The organism is Rhabdaerophilum calidifontis, from assembly GCF_008641065.1.
GTDB classification, from domain to species: Bacteria; Pseudomonadota; Alphaproteobacteria; order Rhizobiales; family Beijerinckiaceae; genus Rhabdaerophilum; species Rhabdaerophilum calidifontis.
Genome location: NZ_VTRS01000006.1, coordinates 168467 through 186610, shown reverse-complemented (window position 1 = coordinate 186610; position 18144 = coordinate 168467). Strand labels below are relative to the sequence as shown.

17 protein-coding genes are annotated in these 18144 nt (G+C 69.9%); 7 read left to right on the top strand and 10 right to left on the bottom strand.

Going from position 1 to position 18144, the window contains the following annotated elements:
* Positions 1-93: 93 nt before the first annotated feature.
* On the bottom strand, positions 94-1293 hold the full coding sequence (locus FWJ24_RS11395; RefSeq protein WP_166443672.1) for an AGE family epimerase/isomerase: 1200 nt from the start codon (positions 1291-1293) through the stop codon (positions 94-96).
* 145 nt (positions 1294-1438) lie between these two features.
* Here FWJ24_RS11395 and folP point away from each other — a divergent pair, with 145 nt between their 5' ends.
* Genes folP through folK form a run of 3 tightly spaced genes read left to right on the top strand, consistent with a single transcriptional unit; the run spans position 1439 to position 3233 of the window.
* Positions 1439-2296: a dihydropteroate synthase gene (folP, locus tag FWJ24_RS11390; RefSeq protein ID WP_206110831.1), complete on the top strand. Its 858-nt coding sequence runs from the start codon at positions 1439-1441 to the stop codon at positions 2294-2296.
* Between the two features lie 14 nt (positions 2297-2310).
* Complete coding sequence (gene folB / locus FWJ24_RS11385; RefSeq protein ID WP_150287948.1) at positions 2311-2697, top strand: dihydroneopterin aldolase; 387 nt, start codon at positions 2311-2313, stop codon at positions 2695-2697.
* The gene (gene folK / locus FWJ24_RS11380; protein WP_206110830.1) at positions 2694-3233 is read left to right on the top strand and encodes a 2-amino-4-hydroxy-6-hydroxymethyldihydropteridine diphosphokinase; all 540 of its coding nucleotides are present in this window, start codon (positions 2694-2696) and stop codon (positions 3231-3233) included. The genes folB and folK overlap by 4 nt, the downstream gene beginning before the upstream one ends.
* A gap of 91 nt (positions 3234-3324) precedes the next feature.
* Here the strand turns inward: folK and FWJ24_RS11375 are convergent, their stop codons facing one another.
* Entirely contained in the window at positions 3325-3912 is a 588-nt protein-coding gene (locus tag FWJ24_RS11375) for a biotin transporter BioY (protein ID WP_150287947.1), read from the bottom strand.
* A 116-nt stretch (positions 3913-4028) separates the two neighbouring features.
* Between FWJ24_RS11375 and FWJ24_RS11370 the strand changes: the two genes are divergently transcribed.
* Positions 4029-4952 carry an MBL fold metallo-hydrolase gene (locus FWJ24_RS11370; RefSeq protein ID WP_150287946.1) on the top strand — a complete coding sequence of 308 codons (924 nt, stop codon included), beginning with the start codon at positions 4029-4031 and terminating at the stop codon, positions 4950-4952.
* Between the two features lies 1 nt (position 4953).
* On the opposite strand, the gene FWJ24_RS11365 is transcribed toward FWJ24_RS11370, so the two are convergent.
* From FWJ24_RS11365 to FWJ24_RS11355, 3 genes are read right to left on the bottom strand one after another with little or no spacing between them, the layout of a single operon-like run.
* Positions 4954-5724: a DUF1499 domain-containing protein gene (locus FWJ24_RS11365; RefSeq protein ID WP_150287945.1), complete on the bottom strand. Its 771-nt coding sequence runs from the start codon at positions 5722-5724 to the stop codon at positions 4954-4956.
* A gap of 41 nt (positions 5725-5765) precedes the next feature.
* Entirely contained in the window at positions 5766-6896 is a 1131-nt protein-coding gene (locus FWJ24_RS11360; RefSeq protein WP_166443671.1) for a M48 family metallopeptidase, read from the bottom strand.
* A gap of 5 nt (positions 6897-6901) precedes the next feature.
* A complete protein-coding gene (locus FWJ24_RS11355; protein ID WP_166443670.1) occupies positions 6902-8140 on the bottom strand; it encodes a YjgN family protein in 1239 nt (412 codons plus the stop codon).
* A gap of 210 nt (positions 8141-8350) precedes the next feature.
* On the opposite strand from FWJ24_RS11355, the gene FWJ24_RS11350 reads away from it, so the two are divergent.
* Positions 8351-8866, top strand: a complete 516-nt coding sequence (locus FWJ24_RS11350) for a MarR family winged helix-turn-helix transcriptional regulator (protein ID WP_150287942.1) — start codon at positions 8351-8353, stop codon at positions 8864-8866.
* A gap of 125 nt (positions 8867-8991) precedes the next feature.
* Positions 8992-9189 carry a hypothetical protein gene (locus FWJ24_RS11345; RefSeq protein WP_150287941.1) on the top strand — a complete coding sequence of 66 codons (198 nt, stop codon included), beginning with the start codon at positions 8992-8994 and terminating at the stop codon, positions 9187-9189.
* Positions 9190-9283: 94 nt separating this feature from the next.
* On the opposite strand, the gene FWJ24_RS11340 is transcribed toward FWJ24_RS11345, so the two are convergent.
* On the bottom strand, positions 9284-9904 hold the full coding sequence (locus FWJ24_RS11340; protein ID WP_150287940.1) for a L,D-transpeptidase: 621 nt from the start codon (positions 9902-9904) through the stop codon (positions 9284-9286).
* A gap of 163 nt (positions 9905-10067) precedes the next feature.
* On the opposite strand from FWJ24_RS11340, the gene FWJ24_RS11335 reads away from it, so the two are divergent.
* Positions 10068-10994, top strand: coding sequence for a histone deacetylase family protein (locus FWJ24_RS11335; protein WP_150287939.1), 927 nt, complete (start codon positions 10068-10070; stop codon positions 10992-10994).
* Between the two features lie 40 nt (positions 10995-11034).
* Here the strand turns inward: FWJ24_RS11335 and ribB are convergent, their stop codons facing one another.
* The 4 genes from ribB to FWJ24_RS11315 all read right to left on the bottom strand — a co-directional run bounded on the left by ribB (position 11035) and on the right by FWJ24_RS11315 (position 18140).
* Positions 11035-12108, bottom strand: a complete 1074-nt coding sequence (gene ribB / locus FWJ24_RS11330) for a 3,4-dihydroxy-2-butanone-4-phosphate synthase (protein ID WP_150287938.1) — start codon at positions 12106-12108, stop codon at positions 11035-11037.
* 11 nt (positions 12109-12119) lie between these two features.
* Entirely contained in the window at positions 12120-13205 is a 1086-nt protein-coding gene (gene aroC / locus FWJ24_RS11325) for a chorismate synthase (protein ID WP_150287937.1), read from the bottom strand.
* Positions 13206-13288: 83 nt separating this feature from the next.
* Positions 13289-17302 carry a Pls/PosA family non-ribosomal peptide synthetase gene (locus FWJ24_RS11320; protein WP_150287936.1) on the bottom strand — a complete coding sequence of 1338 codons (4014 nt, stop codon included), beginning with the start codon at positions 17300-17302 and terminating at the stop codon, positions 13289-13291.
* A 226-nt stretch (positions 17303-17528) separates the two neighbouring features.
* Positions 17529-18140, bottom strand: a complete 612-nt coding sequence (locus FWJ24_RS11315) for a histidine phosphatase family protein (protein WP_150287935.1) — start codon at positions 18138-18140, stop codon at positions 17529-17531.
* Positions 18141-18144: the final 4 nt, after the last annotated feature.

Genomic DNA, 18144 nt, shown 5'->3' with positions numbered 1-18144 from the left:
GCGCCCTCCGGGCCCCGCGACATCGGAACTGACGATTCGGGGCCGGGCGCGAGATCTCGCATCCGGCAAGCCCCGTCAGACAGGGCTCCCCCGTCAGGCGCAGAGCACCCGGTCGGCTTCGACCGCCGCAACGAAGATATGGTAGAGCGTGCTCGCCGGCACGGTGTCGATGCCGATTGCTCCTGCCGCATCATAGCGATCATACCAGCCGCCGGCGAAGGGGCCGGAGAGATAGGTGGCGAGAAGCGTGCCGATCAGCGTATCGGCGGCCTCCTCGGCACGGTCGGCGCCGGTCTCGGCCTGCGCGAGCCAGGCCTTGATCAGCTCCGTCTGCGGCCATAGCCGCCGACTGGCGCGGCGGACCTGCTGCGCGGTGTCGATCTCGTCGATCAGGAAGCCGGTCTGCGGTTCGGCGGCGCGGAGCGCGGCGCCGAGCAGATGCGTGCCGAGGGGGGATGCCTTCTGGCCGAGCAGCTTCTCGTATTTGCGGATCAGCCAGACCCATTCCGCCATATGGCCCGGCTCGACCACGGCGGCGCCCTCCTCCGTGATGACGTTCCAGTCATCATCGAAGAATTCGACGAGCAACCCGGTCTCGCGATCGAGGAAGCTGCGCTCCAGCATGCGCCGGTAGCGCGTGGCGCGCGCGGCGGCATCGGGATGATTCACGGTTTCGAGCGCGGCCATCATCGCCTCGAGCATGTGCATGTGCGGGTTCTGCCGGCGTGGCAGTTCGGGCGGAAGCGCCTCGATCAGGAAGCCGTTGGCGTCGGTCAGCGCTTCCTCGCAGAAATCCATCACCCTGTCGAGCAGCGCGCGCACCTGCGCGTCACCGCTGGCGCGGGAGAGCCAGGAGAGCGCAAGGATCGCGAAGGCGTGGTCATAGGCGTCGCGCTTGCCTGCGGAGACCGAACCATCCGGGTTGAGGACATGGACGAAGCCCGGCGCGCCGTCCGGCGCCCAGGCGCGGGCGATCATGTGCTCAAGCCCCTTGAGCGCGATCTTGAGCCCCGCCGTCCAGCCAAGCTCATGCGCGTGCGCATAGACATAGATCTGCCGCCATTGCACCCGGGTGCGGCGCATGACGAGATCATCGGCCTTGCCGTCGAAGAACATGCGCTCGTGGAAGCCGCCGCGCCGGGCATCCCAGCCCCTGTCGCTCCAGAAGGGCAGCGCCTCGTTCCGGAGCCAGGAAACAAAACGGCGCGCATTCTCCTCGCCGGCGCGGATGCGCCGGGTGGCGATTCGCGCCGTGGCGGCGGCGTTCCGATCATCCTGGCTGTGCTGCGCCATGCTGCCCCCCGATTCGCGGGGCAGGCTCGCAGAAGCATCGGAACCTGTCCAGCCCCGAACCGATCCCTCGCGCGCGTTGCCTCGGGCCGGGCGAGCCGCTATGAGCGCCGAGGCCCGATGTGGCCGCCGCTTGCCCGAAACCGCCATGGCCCCGCCTTTGCCCATCCCGCCCGCAGAGCCTGCCCGCCTCGCCCCGCCCTGGCCGACGCCGACCGAGGCGCGCGCCCTGATCATGGGCATCGTCAATGTGACGCCGGATTCCTTCTCCGATGGCGGCCGCTTCCTCGCGGCGGAGGACGCGCTCGCGCAAGGGCTCCGCCTTGCCGGGGAAGGCGCCGACATCCTCGATATCGGCGGGGAATCGACCCGGCCCGGCCATGTCGAGGTGCCGGCCGATGAGGAAATCCGCCGCGTCCTGCCGGTGATCGAGGGGCTCGCCCGCGCCCGGCCGGATCTCGCGCTCTCGATCGACACCACCAAGGCCGAGGTCGCGCGGCGCGCCATCGCCGCCGGGGCGCGGATCATCAACGATGTCTGGGGCCTCCAGCGCGACCCGGCGATGGCCGGGATCGCCGCCGAGACCGGCGCGGGACTGGTCATCATGCATAACCGCGCCGACAAGGACCCCGGCTGCGACATCGTCGCGGATATGGAGCGCTTCTTCGAACGGAGCCTGACGCTTGCCGCGCGCGCGGGGCTCGATCCGGCGCGGATCGCGCTCGATCCCGGCATCGGCTTCGGAAAGAGCTTCGAGCAGAATCTCGCCGCCATCCGCGCGATCCCGCGGCTGCGCCGCCTCGGCCACGCGGTGCTGCTCGGGCTGTCGCGGAAATCCTTCCTGGGCCTGATCACCGGCCGGCCGGTCGAGGGGCGTGGCGCCGCGACCCTGGCGGCCGATTGCTTCGGGCTCCTCGCCGGCGCGGACGTGATCCGCGTCCATGACGTCGCGCCGCATCGCGACGCGGCGCTGCTGATCGCCGCGCTCGCGCGCGACCCCGCCTGAACGAGAGGCCCGCCATGACCGAACCTGCGCCCGCGCGCGACCGCATCGCCATCCGGCGCATCGGCGTCTTCGCCTATCACGGCGTCTACGAGGAGGAGAGCCGCCTCGGCCAGCGCTTCTACATCTCCCTTGAGGCGATGCTCGATCTCGCACCGGCCGGGAAGGCGGATGATCTCGAACTCTCCGTCTCCTATGCCGATCTCGCCCAGCTCGTGCAGGAAATCGCGGTGGCGAACCGCTTCCGGACCATCGAGGGGCTCGCCGAGGCGATCGCGGCGGCGCTGTTGCGCGATTTTCCGCGCATCGACACGATCGAGGTGACGGTGGAAAAGCCCAATGCCGCCGTGGCGGCGCTGCTCGACACGATCGCCGTGACCATCACCCGCACGCGGGCACGATGACGGGAAGGGAGCATCGGGAGCCGCTGCCGCGCGCCCATCTCGCGCTCGGCAGCAATCTCGGCGACAAGGCCGACCATCTGCGCCGCGCGGCGGCGGCGATCGCGGCGCTGCCCGGAACCCGGATCGCGGCGCATTCGCGCATCTACCGCACGCCGCCCTGGGGCAAGACCGATCAGGATTGGTTCGCCAATGCGGTGCTGGCGGTCGAAACAACCCTCACCCCGGAGGCGTTGCTGGAACTCTGCCTCGCCATCGAGGCGCGGCTCGGGCGCGAGCGCCGCGAACGCTGGGGGCCGCGCATCATCGATATCGACCTGCTGACCCATGGCACGGCGACCCGCGCGACATCGCAGCTCACCCTGCCCCATCCGGCCTTGACGGAACGCGCTTTCGTGCTGGTGCCGCTGCTCGATGTCGCGCCCGGCCTCCGGATCCGGGACCGGTCCATCTCGGATTGGCTCGCGGCGCTTGACCGGACCGGCATCGTGCCGATGGCCGATTTCGAGGCATCCGCCCCGCCGTCGCCGGAGACGTGAGGCGGAAGGCGGCCCGCGCGACGCGAAAAGGCCGGGCGAACCCGGCCTTCGCGTGCCCTCGGGATGATGATGCGGGGAGGATGCCGCCGGCTCAGTCCCGGCGCACCCGGTCGAGCAGCCACCAGGCCGCGGGCAGAAGCGCGGCACCGAGCGCGGTCTTGAGCACGGTCGCGGCATAGAAGGGCGCGACACCGGCAAGCCAGGCCTTCTCGGCGCCGATCAGTGTCGCGAGCCAGGCCCAGCCCGGCACGAACAGCGCGACATGGCCGAGCGCGATTGCGGCGAGCGCGCCGCCGGCGCTCTTCGTCCAGCCGCGCTCCGCGAGCCAGCCGGTGAGCGCGGCGCCGAGCACGAAGCCGAGGAGGTAGCCGCCGGTCGGGCCCATCATGTAGGGGAGGCCGATTCCCTTCTCCGGCGTGCCGGCGAAGACCGGGAGGCCGGCCGCGCCCTCGGCGAGATAAAGCAGCACGGTCGCCGCGCCGAGCCGCCAGCCGAAGGCCGCGCCGATCACCAGCACGACCAGCGACTGCATCGTCATCGGGACCGGATAGAACGGAATCTGGATCTTGGCCGAGAGCGTCAGCAGCAGCGTCGCGGCGAGCGCGAGCGCGGCATCGCGGATCAGGCGGGCGCGCCCTTCGGCACGGATGGCTTCATCGATCATCGGGGCGGCGCGCATCGGGCTCTCCTCTTTCGGCATTCCGGCCTGCGGTGGTAGCGCGCCGCCTGCCGCATTTCAATCCGGCCGGAGGTCGTATAAGCCCGACGCGATGGCCCAGGCGAGAGGAGGGGATCATGGACCTCGAATTCGACCGTGCGCCGCCCGCCGAACCCGGCCGGCTGCAGGCGGTGGCGCCGGGCATCCGGCGCATCATCGCCAACAATCCCGGCCCCTTCACCTTCACCGGAACCTGCACCTATGTCATCGGCCGGGAGGCGGTGAGCGTCATCGATCCCGGGCCGGAGGATGCCGGCCATGTCGCCGCGCTGCTCGACCAGCTCGGGGGCGCGCGGGTGGCGCGGATCCTCGTCACGCATACCCATCGCGACCATTCCCCCGGCGCGCGCCTGCTCGCGGCGCGGACCGGCGCGCCGATCCTGGGCTGCGGGCCGCACCGCGCCTCGCGTCCCCCGCGGGCGGGCGAGACGATGATGCTCGACGCCAGCGCCGACCCGGACCATGCCCCCGCCGGCATCCTCGCCGACAATGACCGGGTGGAAGGCCTCGACCACGCCTTCCGGGTGATCGCGACGCCGGGGCATACCGCGAATCACCTTGCCTTCGCGCTCGACGACGCGGCCGGCAAGCCGACCGGCATGGTGTTCTCTGGCGATCATGTGATGGCCTGGTCGACGACGATCGTCGCGCCGCCGGATGGCGCCATGAGCGCCTATCTCGCCTCGCTCGAACGGCTTCTCGCGCGCGAGGACGACGCCGCCTATTGGCCCGGCCATGGCGGGCCGGTGTCAGAGCCGCGCCGCTTCACGCGGGCGCTGCTCCAGCATCGCCGCCAGCGCGAGGGGCAGGTGATGGATTTCCTCGCCCGCGGGCCGGGCCGCATCCGCGAGATCGTGGCGACCCATTATCCGGGGCTCCAGCCGGCGCTGCTCGGCGCGGCAGCGCTTTCGGTCTATGCCCATGTCGAGGATCTGATCGGCCGCGGCCTGGTCGCGGCGGAGGGCGAGGCGACGCTCGACGCCGTGTTCCGCCGCGTGTGAACTATTCGGCTGGGTTCAGGATCTCCTGCACCAGCGCGCGGATCCGCGCGGCATTGGCACCGAAATCATGCCGGCCGACGCGCCCGGCGGCGCGGATATCGACGCGCGTCTCCCGCCCCGTCCAGCGCAGGCGGATGGTGATGTCGTGCGGCAGGCGCATGAGCCGGGATTCGTCGATTGCCTCGATCCGGCCGAGCCCACGCCGATCATCCGGGCGCTGCTCCTCGATCACCCGCCATTTGCGCCGGCGTACGGCCTCGATCACCTGCTGGAACGCCTCCTCCGGCTCGATATCGAGCACGAGGCCGCGCAGATCGGGATAGGCGCCGGCCTGCGCCGCGCGGCGGCGCGGGTCGAGATCGGGCGGGCGATGGCCGTCGCGGGCGGCGAGCGCGGCGCGGCTCGTCGAGAAGACCGGCGGATCGGCGAGATCGGTCGTCACATCGTTGAGAACCGGCAGCCGCAGCGCCTGCGCCGCCAGCCAGGCGGGATAGGCCAGAACCAGCCCCGCCACCGCAACGGCCCGGAACAGCGCGCCAAGCCCGAGATGGCCCGTCCGCCACATCTCGGCCGCGCCGACGCACGCCACCGCCAGTGCCGCCGCGGCGAGGATGGCGGCGCCCGCCATCACGGCAATGCCGGCCAGCGGCGCGACCTGCCCGGCCCGGGTGGCGAGCACCGCCGCCAGCGCGACCGGCACCGAAAGCCAGGCCAGGCGCTCGGCAGCGCGGGCAAAGCGCGAGGGCGGCAGGGGCGGCAGACGGTAACGCATGCGGCGGATATCGCCCGCGCGGCGCGGGCGTGCAAGCGGGTTCAGCCGCTGCCGCCGCGATCCTCGGCGCAGATCGCCTTCAGCGCCGCCCAATCGGCAGCGTCGAGGATCGGCCGGGTGGCCGCCGGCACCGCGCCGGCGAGCGCCTCTACCGCTGAGATGCGCTCTCCCGTCACCGGATGCGAGCGGAAGGCGTCGAGCAGCGAGCGGCCATCGCCGTCGAGCGGTGCGATGCGGCGGAAGAAGCGGTTGATCGCACGCGGATCCGCCCCCGCCGCCCGCATCAGGGCGATGCTCACCCGGTCCGCCTCGCTCTCGTTCTCGCGGCTATAGGCGGAGCCGGCGAGCGCCTTGCTCAGGATCGCCAGCGTTGAGCCGCCGGTGATGTCGCCGATCACCAGCCCGACGAGCACCGAGAGCGTCGCGTCGCTGATGAGGCCGCGCATCGCGTCGCGGTGGATCACATGGCCGATCTCATGCGCGAGCACGCCGGCGACCTCGTCCGGATGGCCGGCCTTCTCGATGATCGGACGGAACAGGAAGATCCGCCCGCCGGGCAGCGCGAAGGCATTGGTCATCGCGGTGTCGAGCACCGCCACATGCAGGGGGCCGGGCAGTTCGGCGCCCGCCATGAGCCGCCCGGCCATCCGCTCGAGGGCCGCGCGCCCCGGCCCGCCCGGCCGGCCGCAAAGGCGCGGCGCCTTGCCGTCCGTGAAGAAGTCGAGCACCTGCCGCTCGACCTGGAGCCCGATCGCCGCCTCCCATCGCCAGGGCACCAGCGGCGCGGCATGGCGCGCGAAGACGGGCAGCCCGACGAAGAACAGGAAAAGAAACGAGGCGATCGCCGCGCCGGACCACAGCGCGAGCCGCCGCAGGCTGATCTCGCCGGCACGGCCGCGGCCGAACCGGGTCATATCCGTCCCGAAGAGCGCGCGGAACGCCGCCGCCGGCACCACCAGCCGCTCGCCGTGATCCTCGCCCGCCTCCACGCGGTGGAGCTGGACATCGGGCGCCGTCCGGTCGATCCGCGCCTCGGCGAAGGGCCAGACGCGCGGTGGCGCCGGATCATCCGGGGCAGCGGGCAGGATCTCGATTCCATCGGGCGCGCGGCGCAGCCGCACCAAGCGGGGCGTCGCAATCTTGCCGTCGAAATGGCGGGCCGCGATCTCCATGGGGCTCATACCGGGAGATCGAAGCCGGTGTCGAAAGCCTCGCCGATGCCGCGCGAATCCTGCTGCGCGGTCTGGACGATCGCATCGAGCGCGGCGGCGTTCAGCACCGTCACCGAGGCCGCCATGCGCCGCCAGAGCGGCCGCCGCAGCAGGAACTCCCCGAGAAAGGCTGCGGCGAGCAGCGCGGCGAGCGCGCCGCCCGCGAGCACGATCCACCCGCCGGGCCCCGATCGCGCCAGCGCCTCGGCGGCGCCCTCGACGCCAGCATCCGCGCCGCCCCCCGCGAGAAGAGCGGCGGCGGCGGCCAGGACGACCAGCCCCAGCGCGAGAGCATAGCGCAGGAAGATCCCGATCACCGGCCAGAGGGCGAGATCGGCACGGAAGGCCAGCGGCCCGAGCCGCGTGCCGCCGGTGAAGGCCCGGAATTCCCGCACCCGGTAATTCATCCACAGGAAGGGCAACGTGATGAGAGCGAGGCCGCCGAAAAGGGCCGCGCCCGCCGCGAGCGCGACATTGCCGCCAAGCAGCATCAGGATCGCGGCCGCGAACCCGGCCAGCGTGCAGAGCGCCGTGAGCCAGCAGGCGATCCACGGCCCCATCAGCGGGCGGATGCGCGCCTCGAACGCGCCTTGCGCCGAGCCGAACCAGGTGTTGTCGATCTTGTAGCGCTCCTGCGCGGCGCGCAGATAGGGCAGCAGGATGCCGAATGTCGCGCCGGCGATCAGCAGCCATTTCACCGTCCGCGCGAGATAGGCCGTGCCGGTGCCGCCCTGGCGGAAGCGGATGCCGCGGAACCGGGTGCGCGACAGCCGATAACGCCGCGCCCGGTAGAGCGCGATCTGCACCAGGGCCGGCACCAGCACGAGGGCAACGAAGGAGGAGAGGAACGGCCCGAATAGCGCCCCGCCGAACAGACCGAGCAGCGTGACGGCAAGGTTGATCGGCACGATGATCGCCAGCGCGATCAGGAAGCCGATGAACAATTCCCGGCCGGTCCCCGTATATTCGAAGGCATCGCCGAGGAGCCGGGTCTGGCCCCAGTAATACCGCCGCAGGGCGGTGCGATACCAGAAGCGGTAGAGCCCCAGCGTCGCGAAGGTCAGCACCAGTCCCCGGAGCACCAGCCCGGCCAGCGGCGCATCAACCGGTTCGAGCCGCCGGCCGGCCGGCTCCCCCGAAGATGCCGGGGCGCTTGGCACAGGCGCCACCGCCCAGGCGCGGGTGATCGTCGGAACATGCACCATCGCGCCACCCAAACCCGTTCCCGTCGCCCGCGTTTCCCCAACTCCGGCACGCTTGTCGCACGCGCGCCGCCCGAGGAAAAGCGCCCCAAGGAAAACCGGCAGACGGACAAGCATCGTCAGGAAAAGCCATGCGCCGCCGCACAGCATCGCAAAACCGGATTGACAAGAACGGCTATCATCACAAAAGCCAGTATGGTAGAAGGATATCATATGTCCGAACGTCCAGCCGTCACGCCCGCGAGGATCTGGTTCCGGTTCCTGCGGCTTCACCAGCGCGGCCACGCCGCGATGTCACAGCGGCTTCGGCGGCTCGGGTTGTCGATTGCCCAGTTCGACCTGCTCTCGACCCTGACCGAAGCCGAGGGCATCACCCAGCGTGACCTCGCCGAGCGGCTCTATGTCACCAAGGGCAATGTCTCGGGCCTTGTCGACCGGCTTGTCGAGGCCGGGCTCGTCGACCGCCGCGCGATCCCCGGCGACCGGCGCTCCTACGCGCTGCATCTCACCACCGAGGGCCGCCAGGCGGCGCAGGCGGGGATGCAGGTGCAGCAGGTCTTCGTCACCGAGACCATCGGCCGCCTGAAGGATGTCGATCTCGAATATCTCGACCAGGTGATCAGCCGCTGGCGCGACACGTTTCGCGCGCTCGAACAGAGCGAGGCCGCCACGACCGTTGCGGAGGCGGGCCCGGCTCAGGGCGAGCCCAAGGCACGTAGAACGGCCTGACGCAGGATCGCGCGATCTCGGGCCGCGCTTTTTCCACAATTCGGCCGAACGGATTGCATCATCCTCGGGTTTCTCTTCCCGATGGTCGGCGGATCGTCCGGCCGTGCCAGGAAGGACAGATTGAGATGATGCCGGCCTCGATTCTTGCCGAAGCCATTCGCAACCAGGAAGAGATCCATATCGCGCGCGAGCGCGTCGCGGTCCGGGAGCATGTCGCCCGGAACTACCGCTCGATCGCGCTGCCGGCGCTGGCCGCCGCCGCGCGCCCGCGCCGCACCGGCACGGCGCCCTCCCGGCCGATGCCGCAGCCCGATCACGACTGACCCGGCTTCGATTATCCGATGCGAAAAGGCGGCCGGTCGGCTGTCTTTCTGGCATTCCGGAAACGTTGCCGCACCGAGTCCGGTGCAGGCCCGATCAGAGCACGACGACCTTCGAACCGATCTTGACGCGGTTGTAGAGATCGATCGCGTCGATATTGTGCATGCGGATGCAACCGAGCGAAACCGGGAGGCCGATCATATCCGGCTCGTTGGTGCCGTGGATACGGTATTCGGTGTCGCGGCCGCGCTCATCGTGGAGATAGATGGCACGCGCGCCGAGCGGGTTTTCCGGCCCGCCCGGAACCGTTCCCGGCAGGGCCGGGTTCATCTTGCGGGCCGTCGGCCCCGGTGTCCAGGACGGCCATTCGACCTTGCGGCCGATGGTAGCGATTCCGGTCCATTGATGCGCTTCCTCGCCCGGCGAGATCTCGTAGCGCAGAACCGTGTTGCCCTCCTCGACGAAATAGAGGAAGCGCGCCTGGGTATCGACCACGATGGTTCCCGGCACCCTCTCCTTCGTCGGGTTCGGCATGCGGTAGCGGGCGCGGGCCGGATCGAGATCGCGGTTGAGCGATTTGGGCGCGAGCGCGAGCAGCTCGACATCGCGCGCCGAAAGCTGCGGATCGGGGAAGGATGTGTAATTGCAGGCCGCCGCGGCCATGGCGAGGCCGGCAACCAGCGCGAATCGGGCAAAGCGAGAAAGAATCGTGTTCATGACTTGACGTAGATCAGGGAAAACTTGCGGTCTGCTTAACGCCGGATGAATCGCCGCAATAGTGCAACAAAGCCACAGTTTCGCCAAGCGATGGTTTGCCGCGGCCGGTCGGTGCGCTATCACACACCTTGAACGCCCCTGCCCGAGCCCATCCGGATCGCCCGTGACGACCCTCCTCATCTCCGACCCCCTCTTCCTGGGCCATGCGATGCCGGCCGGCCACCCGGAACGGCCGGACCGGCTGCGCGCGGTCGAGGCCGCGCTTGCCGATCCGCGATTCGCGGCGCTGCGACGCGAGGGCGCCGCCCCCGGCACGCCGGAACTCGCGCTCCTCGTCCATCCCGAGGGCTATGTGCACGATCTCGTCGCCGCGGCGCCGGAGACGGGTTTCGCCTTCCTCGATGCGGATACCTCGCTTTCCCCCGGGTCGCTGCCGGCGGCGCTCGCCGCGCTGGGCTCGGTGCGGCGCGCGGTCGCGGCGGTCCTCGGGGGCGAGGCCGCCAATGCCTTCGTCGCCGCCCGCCCGCCGGGCCACCATGCCGAACGCGAGACCGCGATGGGCTTCTGCCTGTTCAACACGGTCGCGGTCGCGGCGCGCCTCGCGCGCGAGGCCGGCGCGCGGCGCGTCGCCATCGTGGATTGGGACGTGCATCACGGCAACGGCACGCAGGACATCTTCTGGTCGGAGCGGGACGTGCTCTTCATCTCCAGCCACGAGATGCCGCTCTATCCCGGCACCGGTGCCCCGGACGAACGCGGCGCGCATGACAACATCGTCAATGTGCCGTTCCGCGCCGGGGATGGCGGCGCGGCGCTGCGCGAGGCCTATGAGGCGAAGGTCTTCCCGCGTCTTGTCGCGCATGCGCCGGATCTGATCCTGATCTCGGCCGGGTTCGATGCGCATCGGCGCGATCCGCTTGCCAATCTGCGGTTCGAGGCCGCGGATTTCGCCTGGGCCACCGCGCGGCTGATGGAGATCGCCGGCCGGCATTGCGGCGGCCGCATCGTCAGCCTGCTGGAAGGCGGCTACGATCTCGAAGGGCTCTCGACCTCCGTCGCCGCGCATGTCGAGACGCTGATGGGCGCCTAGCTAGGGGCGTTTCCGGGCGACATGGCGCCGGAACGGGCCGCTAGAGCGCCTCCGTGCCCTCGATCTCGATGCCGAAGGCCGCCAGCCCGACGAAGGCGCGGTTGCCGCTCGTGGAGAGATTGCGGATCGAGGAGACGCCGAGATCGCGCAGGATCTGCGCGCCGAGCCCGACCTCGCGCCAGGCGGTCGCGCGCTGCTGGTCCGAATTCTGCCGGCTTGCGAGCCCGGAACTCGGGACACCGGCGGTGCCATCGCGCAGATAGACAAGCACGCCGCGCCCCTCGGCGCGGAAGCGCTCCAGCGCCGCGCCGATCACCTTGCCGCCGCCGAACACGTCGGTCATGGCGTTGGCCCGGTGCAGGCGCGTGAGCACGCCGCGGCCGTCGCCGATCTCGCCATGCACCAGCGCCAGATGCTGCACCTCGTCGAACGGGGTCGAGAAGGCGTGCCCCCGGAGCGTGCCGATCGCGGTCTCGACCGGGAAGGTGACGACACGCTCCACAAGCTTCTCGCGCGCCTGGCGATAGGTGATGAGATCGGCGATCGTCACCGTTTTCAGCGCATGCCGGGCCGCGAAATCCGCGACCTGGCGGCCCTTGGTCACGCTGCCGTCGTCGTTCACCAGTTCGGAGATGACCCCGACCGGCGGCAGCCCCGCGAGCCGGCAGAGATCGACCGCGGCCTCGGTGTGCCCGGAACGCATCAGCACCCCGCCCTCGCGCGCGATCAGCGGGAAGATATGGCCGGGGCGGACGAAATCCCCCGCCTGGACATTGCCATTGGCCAGCGCGCGCACGGTGGCTGTGCGCTCATCCGCCGAGATGCCGGTCGTCAACCCCTCGCGATAATCGATCGAGACCGTGAAGGCGGTGGAATGCGCGGAATCGTTGACCGCCACCATCGGGTCGAGCCTGAGCCGCCGCGCCTCGCCGAGCGGCAGCGGCGCGCAGACGATGCCGGACGTGTGGCGAATGATGAAGGCCATCTTCTCCGGCGTGCACAGCGACGCCGCAACGATGAGATCGCCCTCGCCCTCGCGGTCGTCGTCGTCCGTCACGACGACGATCTCCCCGTTCCGGAATGCCTCGATCACATCGGCAATGGAATTGGCCACCTGATGCTCCCTCACCCAACCTGCCCGCGATGGCGGAGATAATGATCCGCCAGGACGATTGCCACCATCGCTTCGCCGACGGGCACCGCGCGGATGCCGACGCAGGGGTCGTGCCGGCCCCTGGTCAGGATCTCGGTCTCGTTGCCGAACCGGTCGACCGTCTCGCGCGGGGTCAGGATCGACGAGGTCGGCTTGACGGCGAAACGCGCGACCACCGGCTGCCCGGTCGAGATGCCGCCGAGGATGCCGCCGGCATGGTTCGAGGCGAAGATTGGCCGCCCGTCATTGCCGATGCGCATCGTGTCGGCATTCGCCTCGCCGCTCAATTCCGCGGCGCCGAAGCCGGCCCCGATCTCGACGCCCTTGACCGCGTTGATCGACATCAGCGCAGCGGCGAGATCGGAATCGAGCTTGCCATAAACCGGCGCGCCGAGCCCCGGCGGCACGCCCTCCGCCACCACCTCGATCACGGCCCCGATCGAGGAGCCGGCCTTGCGGATGCCGTCGAGATACTCGGCGAACAGAGCGGCGGCTTTCGCATCCGGGCAGAAGAACGGGTTGCGGTCGATCTCGTCCCAATCCCAATTGGCGCGGTCGATCCGGTGCGGGCCCATCTGCACCAGCGCGCCGCGCACGCGGCAGCCGGGCAGGATCTTGCGGGCAATCGCGCCGGCGGCGACGCGGCAGGCGGTCTCGCGCGCCGAGGCACGGCCGCCGCCACGCGGATCACGGATGCCGTATTTCGCGTCATAGGTGAAATCGGCGTGACCGGGGCGGAATTTCGCGGCGATCTCCGAATAATCCTTCGAGCGCTGGTCGACATTCTCGATCAGGAGCCCGATCGGCGTGCCGGTGGTGCGCTGGATGCCGTCGGCCTCGGTGAAGACGCCGGAGAGGATCCTGACCGTATCCGGCTCCTGGCGCTGGGTGGTGTAGCGGCTCTGTCCCGGCCGGCGCCGATCGAGATCGGCCTGGATCTCCGCCTCCGTCAGCGGGATCAGCGGCGGGCAGCCATCGACGACGCAGCCGATCGCCGGGCCGTGGCTTTCTCCGAAGGTCGTGAAGCGGAAGAGGTGGCCGAAGGAATTATGCGACATGTCCGGGCTCTAGTCGAACCCGGCCGCCTTGGCAAATCCGGCAGGTCCGCTTGTCCCGGCGAAGCGCCTGCCCTGCCCCTCCGTCACGGCGCGGCCCCCGCCGGCACCGCCGGCGCACCGCCCCAGACGGTATGCGCGGGGATCTGCTCGCCCTTCATCACCAGCGTCAGCGGGGTGAGCCGCGCGAAGGCGCCGACCTTGGTATCGTAGAGCACGGTCGCGAAGGAGCCGATCGACACCCCGTCCGCCACCTCGATCCGCCCGACCTTCATCACGCGATCCTCGTAGAGATGCGTCTGGAGGCAGGAGAGATCGTTCATCGCCACGTGATTGCCGATCCTGACGCAATCGAATTCGGTGATGTCGGTCGTGTCCATGTAGACACCCTCGCCGATCCGGGCCCCGAACAGCCGCAGGAACATCGGCAGATAAGCGGTGCCGCGCAGATGTTCGAGCAGGACCTTGCCGCCGAGCCCCCAATAGAGCACCGCCACCGCCTCGGTCTTCATCGCCCACCACGACCACATCGGCTTGGCGAGCGGCTTGTAGACGCCCATCAGCCCCCATTTGATCGCGCAGACGCAGAGCACCATCACCACCGGCATCACCATGCTCGCGGCGACGAAGGCGCCGAGAGCGCTGAGCCACAGCCCCTTCTCGTAGGCCGGGTAGATGAAGAAATAGACCGCGATCGACCCGAGCGTCAGGAACAGCATGGTCGGGAAGGTGGTGTGGAGCGCCTCGAAAGCGGCCCGCCACAGCTTCATCCGCAGCGGTGGCTCGTAGGTCCAGTTGGCGCCGATATCGCCGAAGGTCTGGCGCACGGGAAACTTGATCGGCGGCGAACCGAACCAGGTCTCGCCGGGCCCGACAAGGCCGGAATCCGGCGCGCGCGATTTCACGCCGACCAACGCGCCCTCCTCGATGCGCGTGCCATGGGCGATGACGGCGTTGTTGCCGACGAAGACGCGGTTGCCGATCGCGGTCTCGCGGAACGTGACCCAGCCGCGATGGTTGTCCTCGTCGCCGAGCACGCATTCATCGGCCATGAACGATCCCTCGCCGATCGAAACCAGATCGTAGCGCGCGCCGATATTGGTCGAGATCTCGGCGCCCTTGCCGATGCGGCAGCCCATCAGGCGATACCAGCCGCGCATGTAGATCGTCGCATAGAGCGAGGAGAGCGTGTCGAGGGAGACCTCGGTCGCGAGGTTCACCATCCATTGCCGGAGATAGAACCAGGAATTGACCGAATAGGTGCCCGGCTTCACCCGCATCGGCAGCAGCAGCCAGCGGATCGCGATCACGAAGGCAAGCGTGAAGACCACCAGCGCCGCACCCATGATCCAGGTCACGACCGGCAGGACGTGATACCATTCGAGCCAGGATACGCTGTCGACCAGCAGGGCCTCCACCTTGTCCATCAGGAAGAAGGCGGGGAAGAGCGGAATGAGGCCGATCGCCGAGAAGGCGAGGATCAGCAGGCCGTAGACCCAGTATTGCGCATGCCGCCAGAACGGGCTCGGCAGCGATTTCTCGGGCAGGGTGGCGCGATCGACCATGCCAACCCTGCGCGCCGGGGAGCCGTCCCAGATCTCGCATTCGCCCACGACCTGATGTTCGGCGAGCGCGGTCATGTCCTCGATGCGGGCATCGGCGCCGATCTCGCAGCCGAGGGGGATGATCGACTGGTTGCCGATATAGGCATCCGGCCCGATCCGCACCCGGCCGATCACCAGTTCGCCGGCGATCACCTCGGAATTGGCGATGTTCGCCTTGTGGCCGATCGAGGCGCCGGCGCCGATCTCGACAAGGTCGGCCGAGCCGAACTCGGCATGGGCGATCATCACCCCCGAGCCGACCCGGGCGCCCATCAGACGCAGATAAAGCCGCATGATCGGGGAATTGGCGAGATAGCTCGGATGGACGAGCGCGTTGAGGCGCTGCACGAACCACCAGCGGAAGAAATAGACGCCCCAGAGCGGGTAGCGCCCCGGTTTCGTGCGGCCGAGGACCAGCCATTTGAGCGCCACGACGAGCGCGAGCGTGCCGAATTTGATCCCGACATAGGTCGTGCACAGGATCAGCACCGTGCGGCCGAGCGAAAGGTTCTCGGCGCTCACGAACATGAAGGCCAGGAAGACGCCGAGCCATTGCAGCGTCGAGATCGAGAGGATCACCGGCATCGCGGCGAGCTGGGCGAGCGCGCAGGCGATGCGCCGCGCGCGCGAGGGCGGCGCGAAGGACAGATCCGGCGGCGGCGCATCGGCATGCCCGAAGCGCGCATCGAGCATCGCGCCGATCTTCCTCAGCGTGCGGAGCTGGTAGACATCCTGGAGCGTGATGCCGGAAAAGGCCGGAACCTCGCGGATCAGCGACACGAATTGCGCGGCGATCAGCGAATGGCCGCCGAGATCGAGGAAGAAATCGGCATCGAAGGCGATCGCCCGTCCCGGCATCACCTTGCGCGCGGCGACGAGCAGCAGCGCTTCGGTCTCGGTCGCGGGCGGCTCCTCGTCATTGGCGGCGACCGGCATCTCGGCGAGCGGCATCGCCTTGAGCGCCTTGCGGTCGGTCTTGCCCGAGGTCAGCCGCGGCAATGCCGCGACGGTCTCAAACCGCTCGGGGATCATGTAGGGCGGCAGGCGCCGGCGCAGCTCCTCGCGCAGGATCGTCGGCACGACGACGCTCTCCGGCTCCGGCACCAGGAAGGCGACGAGCCGGTCCATCCCGGCATCATGGCGCAGGACGACCGCCGCCTGGAGCACATCGTCGCAATCGGCGAGCGCGGCCTCGATCTCGCCGAGCTCGACGCGGAACCCGCGGATCTTGACCTGATCGTCGATGCGGCCGTGGAACACGATCCGCCCCTCGGCATCGAGGCTCACCGCATCGCCGGAGCGGTAGAGGACGGGATCCTTCCCATCGCCGCCGAACGGGTTGGCGATGAATTTCTCGGCCGTCAGCTCGGGGCGCTGAAGATAGCCGGCGGCGACGCCGGGGCCGCCGATCAGCAATTCGCCCTCCTGCCCCGGCGGCACGAGACGCAACGCCTCGTCGACGATGTAGCAGGTATAGTTCGGGATCGGCCGGCCGATCGTCACGGGCCGGCCGGGGGCGACCTCGTCGACGGTGGCGACCACCGTCGCCTCCGTGGGGCCATAGGTGTTGAGGATGCGCCGGCCGGGCCGCGCCCAGCGTTCGACGAGCGCCGGCGCCAGCGCCTCGCCGCCCAGCAGGATGAGGCGCAGGCCGGGAATGTCGTTCGGAATCACCGAAAGCAGGGTCGGCACCGTGTCGATGACCGTCACCCCCTCATCGGCGAGCAGCTTCGGAAGCCGCTCGAGATCGGCGAGGATCTCCGGCGTCGCAACCAGAAGCGTCGCGCCGACGAGATAGGGCGTCCAGATCTCCTCCATCGAGAGATCGAAGGCGACCGAGGCGCTCTGGAAGACGACATCGTCCTCGCGGATGCCGTAGACCGCGTTCCCGGCGCGCAGGAAATGGCAGATATTGCGGTTCGAGATGACGATGCCCTTGGGCACGCCCGTCGAGCCGGAGGTATAGATGAGATAGGCGGGATCATCCGGCGCGGCGGGCAGCGGCGCCGTCTCCGCCATCGGTGCCGCATCGGCGAGCGTCTCGAAGGCGGCGAGCGCGAGGCCGGTCTCCATGGCCTTGTGCGTCCCCGCTTCGTCCGCCAGCAGCAAGAGGCCGCCGGCATCGGCGAGGCAGGTGGCGATGCGATCGGTCGGCGCGTCGGCGTCGAACGGCAGGAAGGCCGCGCCGGATTTCACGATCGCGATCTGCGCCATCAGGAGATCGATGCCGCGCGGCATCCACAGCCCCACGACCCGGCCCGGCCGCGCGCCGAGCGCGGCGAGCCGCGCCGCGATACGGTCGGTGAGCCGGTCGGCCTCGGCCCAGGTGACCCGGCGTGCGCCGGAGCGGAACAGAACCTTGTCGCCCCGGCGGGCGGCGCTGGCCCGGAACAGGTCGGCGAGCACCTCGTCGCGCAGCAACCCGGGATCCCGCGCGCCGGCGAGCCATGCGGCCGGCGCCTCCACCGCAACCTGCGATGCGTCCATGCTGTTCATCGATGCTCCGATTGCGTGCCGACCAGGCCGCTCCCACCCATGCCGCGCGGCGGATCGATCCGCCCCGCGCTGTCGCCCGAGGATCCCGGCGCATCCGCGCCGCGTTTCATTCGGAACCGCCCGTCCACCGGACGACCCGATCGATTCCCGCCAGCGCGGCCCTTATACGATTTCGGGCTGAATAGCGACTGAATAGATGGCGCGACCTGTTTTCAGCGCGGCGCGGTCAGGCATGGCCGGCATCCGGCAGCCATTCGGCGCCGTGCGCGGAAAGCCGCAGCACCTTGCCCTGCCAGATCTCGCGATGCGCAGCTTCCTCCGGCGGAACACCGGCCAGCGCGACCATCAGCACGCGCGCCGTGCCGCCATGGGCGACGACGCAGAGATCCTCGCGGACCGATCCGAGCCAGGCCGAGACGCGATCGAGCATCGCGGCATAGCTCTCGCCGTCCGGCGGCTCGAAGCGCCAGCGGTCGCGGTTGCGCGCGCGGGCGCGGCCGGGCTCGCGATCGCGGATATCCGCCCAGCGCCGGCCCTCCCAGGCGCCGAAGCGGATCTCCTTGAGCCGCGCATCGGTGGTGTAGCCGTCCGGCGGAAGCCCCAGGCCGGCGCGGATGATCTCGACCGTCTCGCGGGTGCGCGCCATCGGGCTCGCATGGAAGGGCAAGGCGGCGAGATCGGCCACGCCGTCGGCCGCCGCGACCGCGCTCAGATGCGCGCCGGCGATGGCCGCCTGCCGCCGGCCGCGCGCGTTCAGGCTGGTCTCCGTCTGGCCCTGGAGGCGGCCCTCTCGGTTCCAGTCGGTCTCGCCGTGGCGGATGAAATACAGGACCGGCATCGCC

Excerpts from the sequence above, each read along its gene's own strand:
- FWJ24_RS11395 (WP_166443672.1), bottom strand. The coding sequence starts at position 1,293 with ATGGCGCAGCACAGCCAGGATGATCGGAACGCCGCCGCCACGGCGCGA.
- folP (WP_206110831.1), top strand. The coding sequence starts at position 1,439 with ATGGCCCCGCCTTTGCCCATCCCGCCCGCAGAGCCTGCCCGCCTCGCC.
- folB (WP_150287948.1), top strand. The coding sequence starts at position 2,311 with ATGACCGAACCTGCGCCCGCGCGCGACCGCATCGCCATCCGGCGCATC.
- folK (WP_206110830.1), top strand. The coding sequence starts at position 2,694 with ATGACGGGAAGGGAGCATCGGGAGCCGCTGCCGCGCGCCCATCTCGCG.
- FWJ24_RS11375 (WP_150287947.1), bottom strand. The coding sequence starts at position 3,912 with ATGCGCGCCGCCCCGATGATCGATGAAGCCATCCGTGCCGAAGGGCGC.
- FWJ24_RS11370 (WP_150287946.1), top strand. The coding sequence starts at position 4,029 with ATGGACCTCGAATTCGACCGTGCGCCGCCCGCCGAACCCGGCCGGCTG.
- FWJ24_RS11365 (WP_150287945.1), bottom strand. The coding sequence starts at position 5,724 with ATGCGTTACCGTCTGCCGCCCCTGCCGCCCTCGCGCTTTGCCCGCGCT.
- FWJ24_RS11360 (WP_166443671.1), bottom strand. The coding sequence starts at position 6,896 with ATGGAGATCGCGGCCCGCCATTTCGACGGCAAGATTGCGACGCCCCGC.
- FWJ24_RS11355 (WP_166443670.1), bottom strand. The coding sequence starts at position 8,140 with ATGGTGCATGTTCCGACGATCACCCGCGCCTGGGCGGTGGCGCCTGTG.
- FWJ24_RS11350 (WP_150287942.1), top strand. The coding sequence starts at position 8,351 with ATGTCCGAACGTCCAGCCGTCACGCCCGCGAGGATCTGGTTCCGGTTC.
- FWJ24_RS11345 (WP_150287941.1), top strand. The coding sequence starts at position 8,992 with ATGATGCCGGCCTCGATTCTTGCCGAAGCCATTCGCAACCAGGAAGAG.
- FWJ24_RS11340 (WP_150287940.1), bottom strand. The coding sequence starts at position 9,904 with ATGAACACGATTCTTTCTCGCTTTGCCCGATTCGCGCTGGTTGCCGGC.
- aroC (WP_150287937.1), bottom strand. The coding sequence starts at position 13,205 with ATGTCGCATAATTCCTTCGGCCACCTCTTCCGCTTCACGACCTTCGGA.
- FWJ24_RS11320 (WP_150287936.1), bottom strand. The coding sequence starts at position 17,302 with ATGAACAGCATGGACGCATCGCAGGTTGCGGTGGAGGCGCCGGCCGCA.
- FWJ24_RS11315 (WP_150287935.1), bottom strand. The coding sequence starts at position 18,140 with ATGCCGGTCCTGTATTTCATCCGCCACGGCGAGACCGACTGGAACCGA.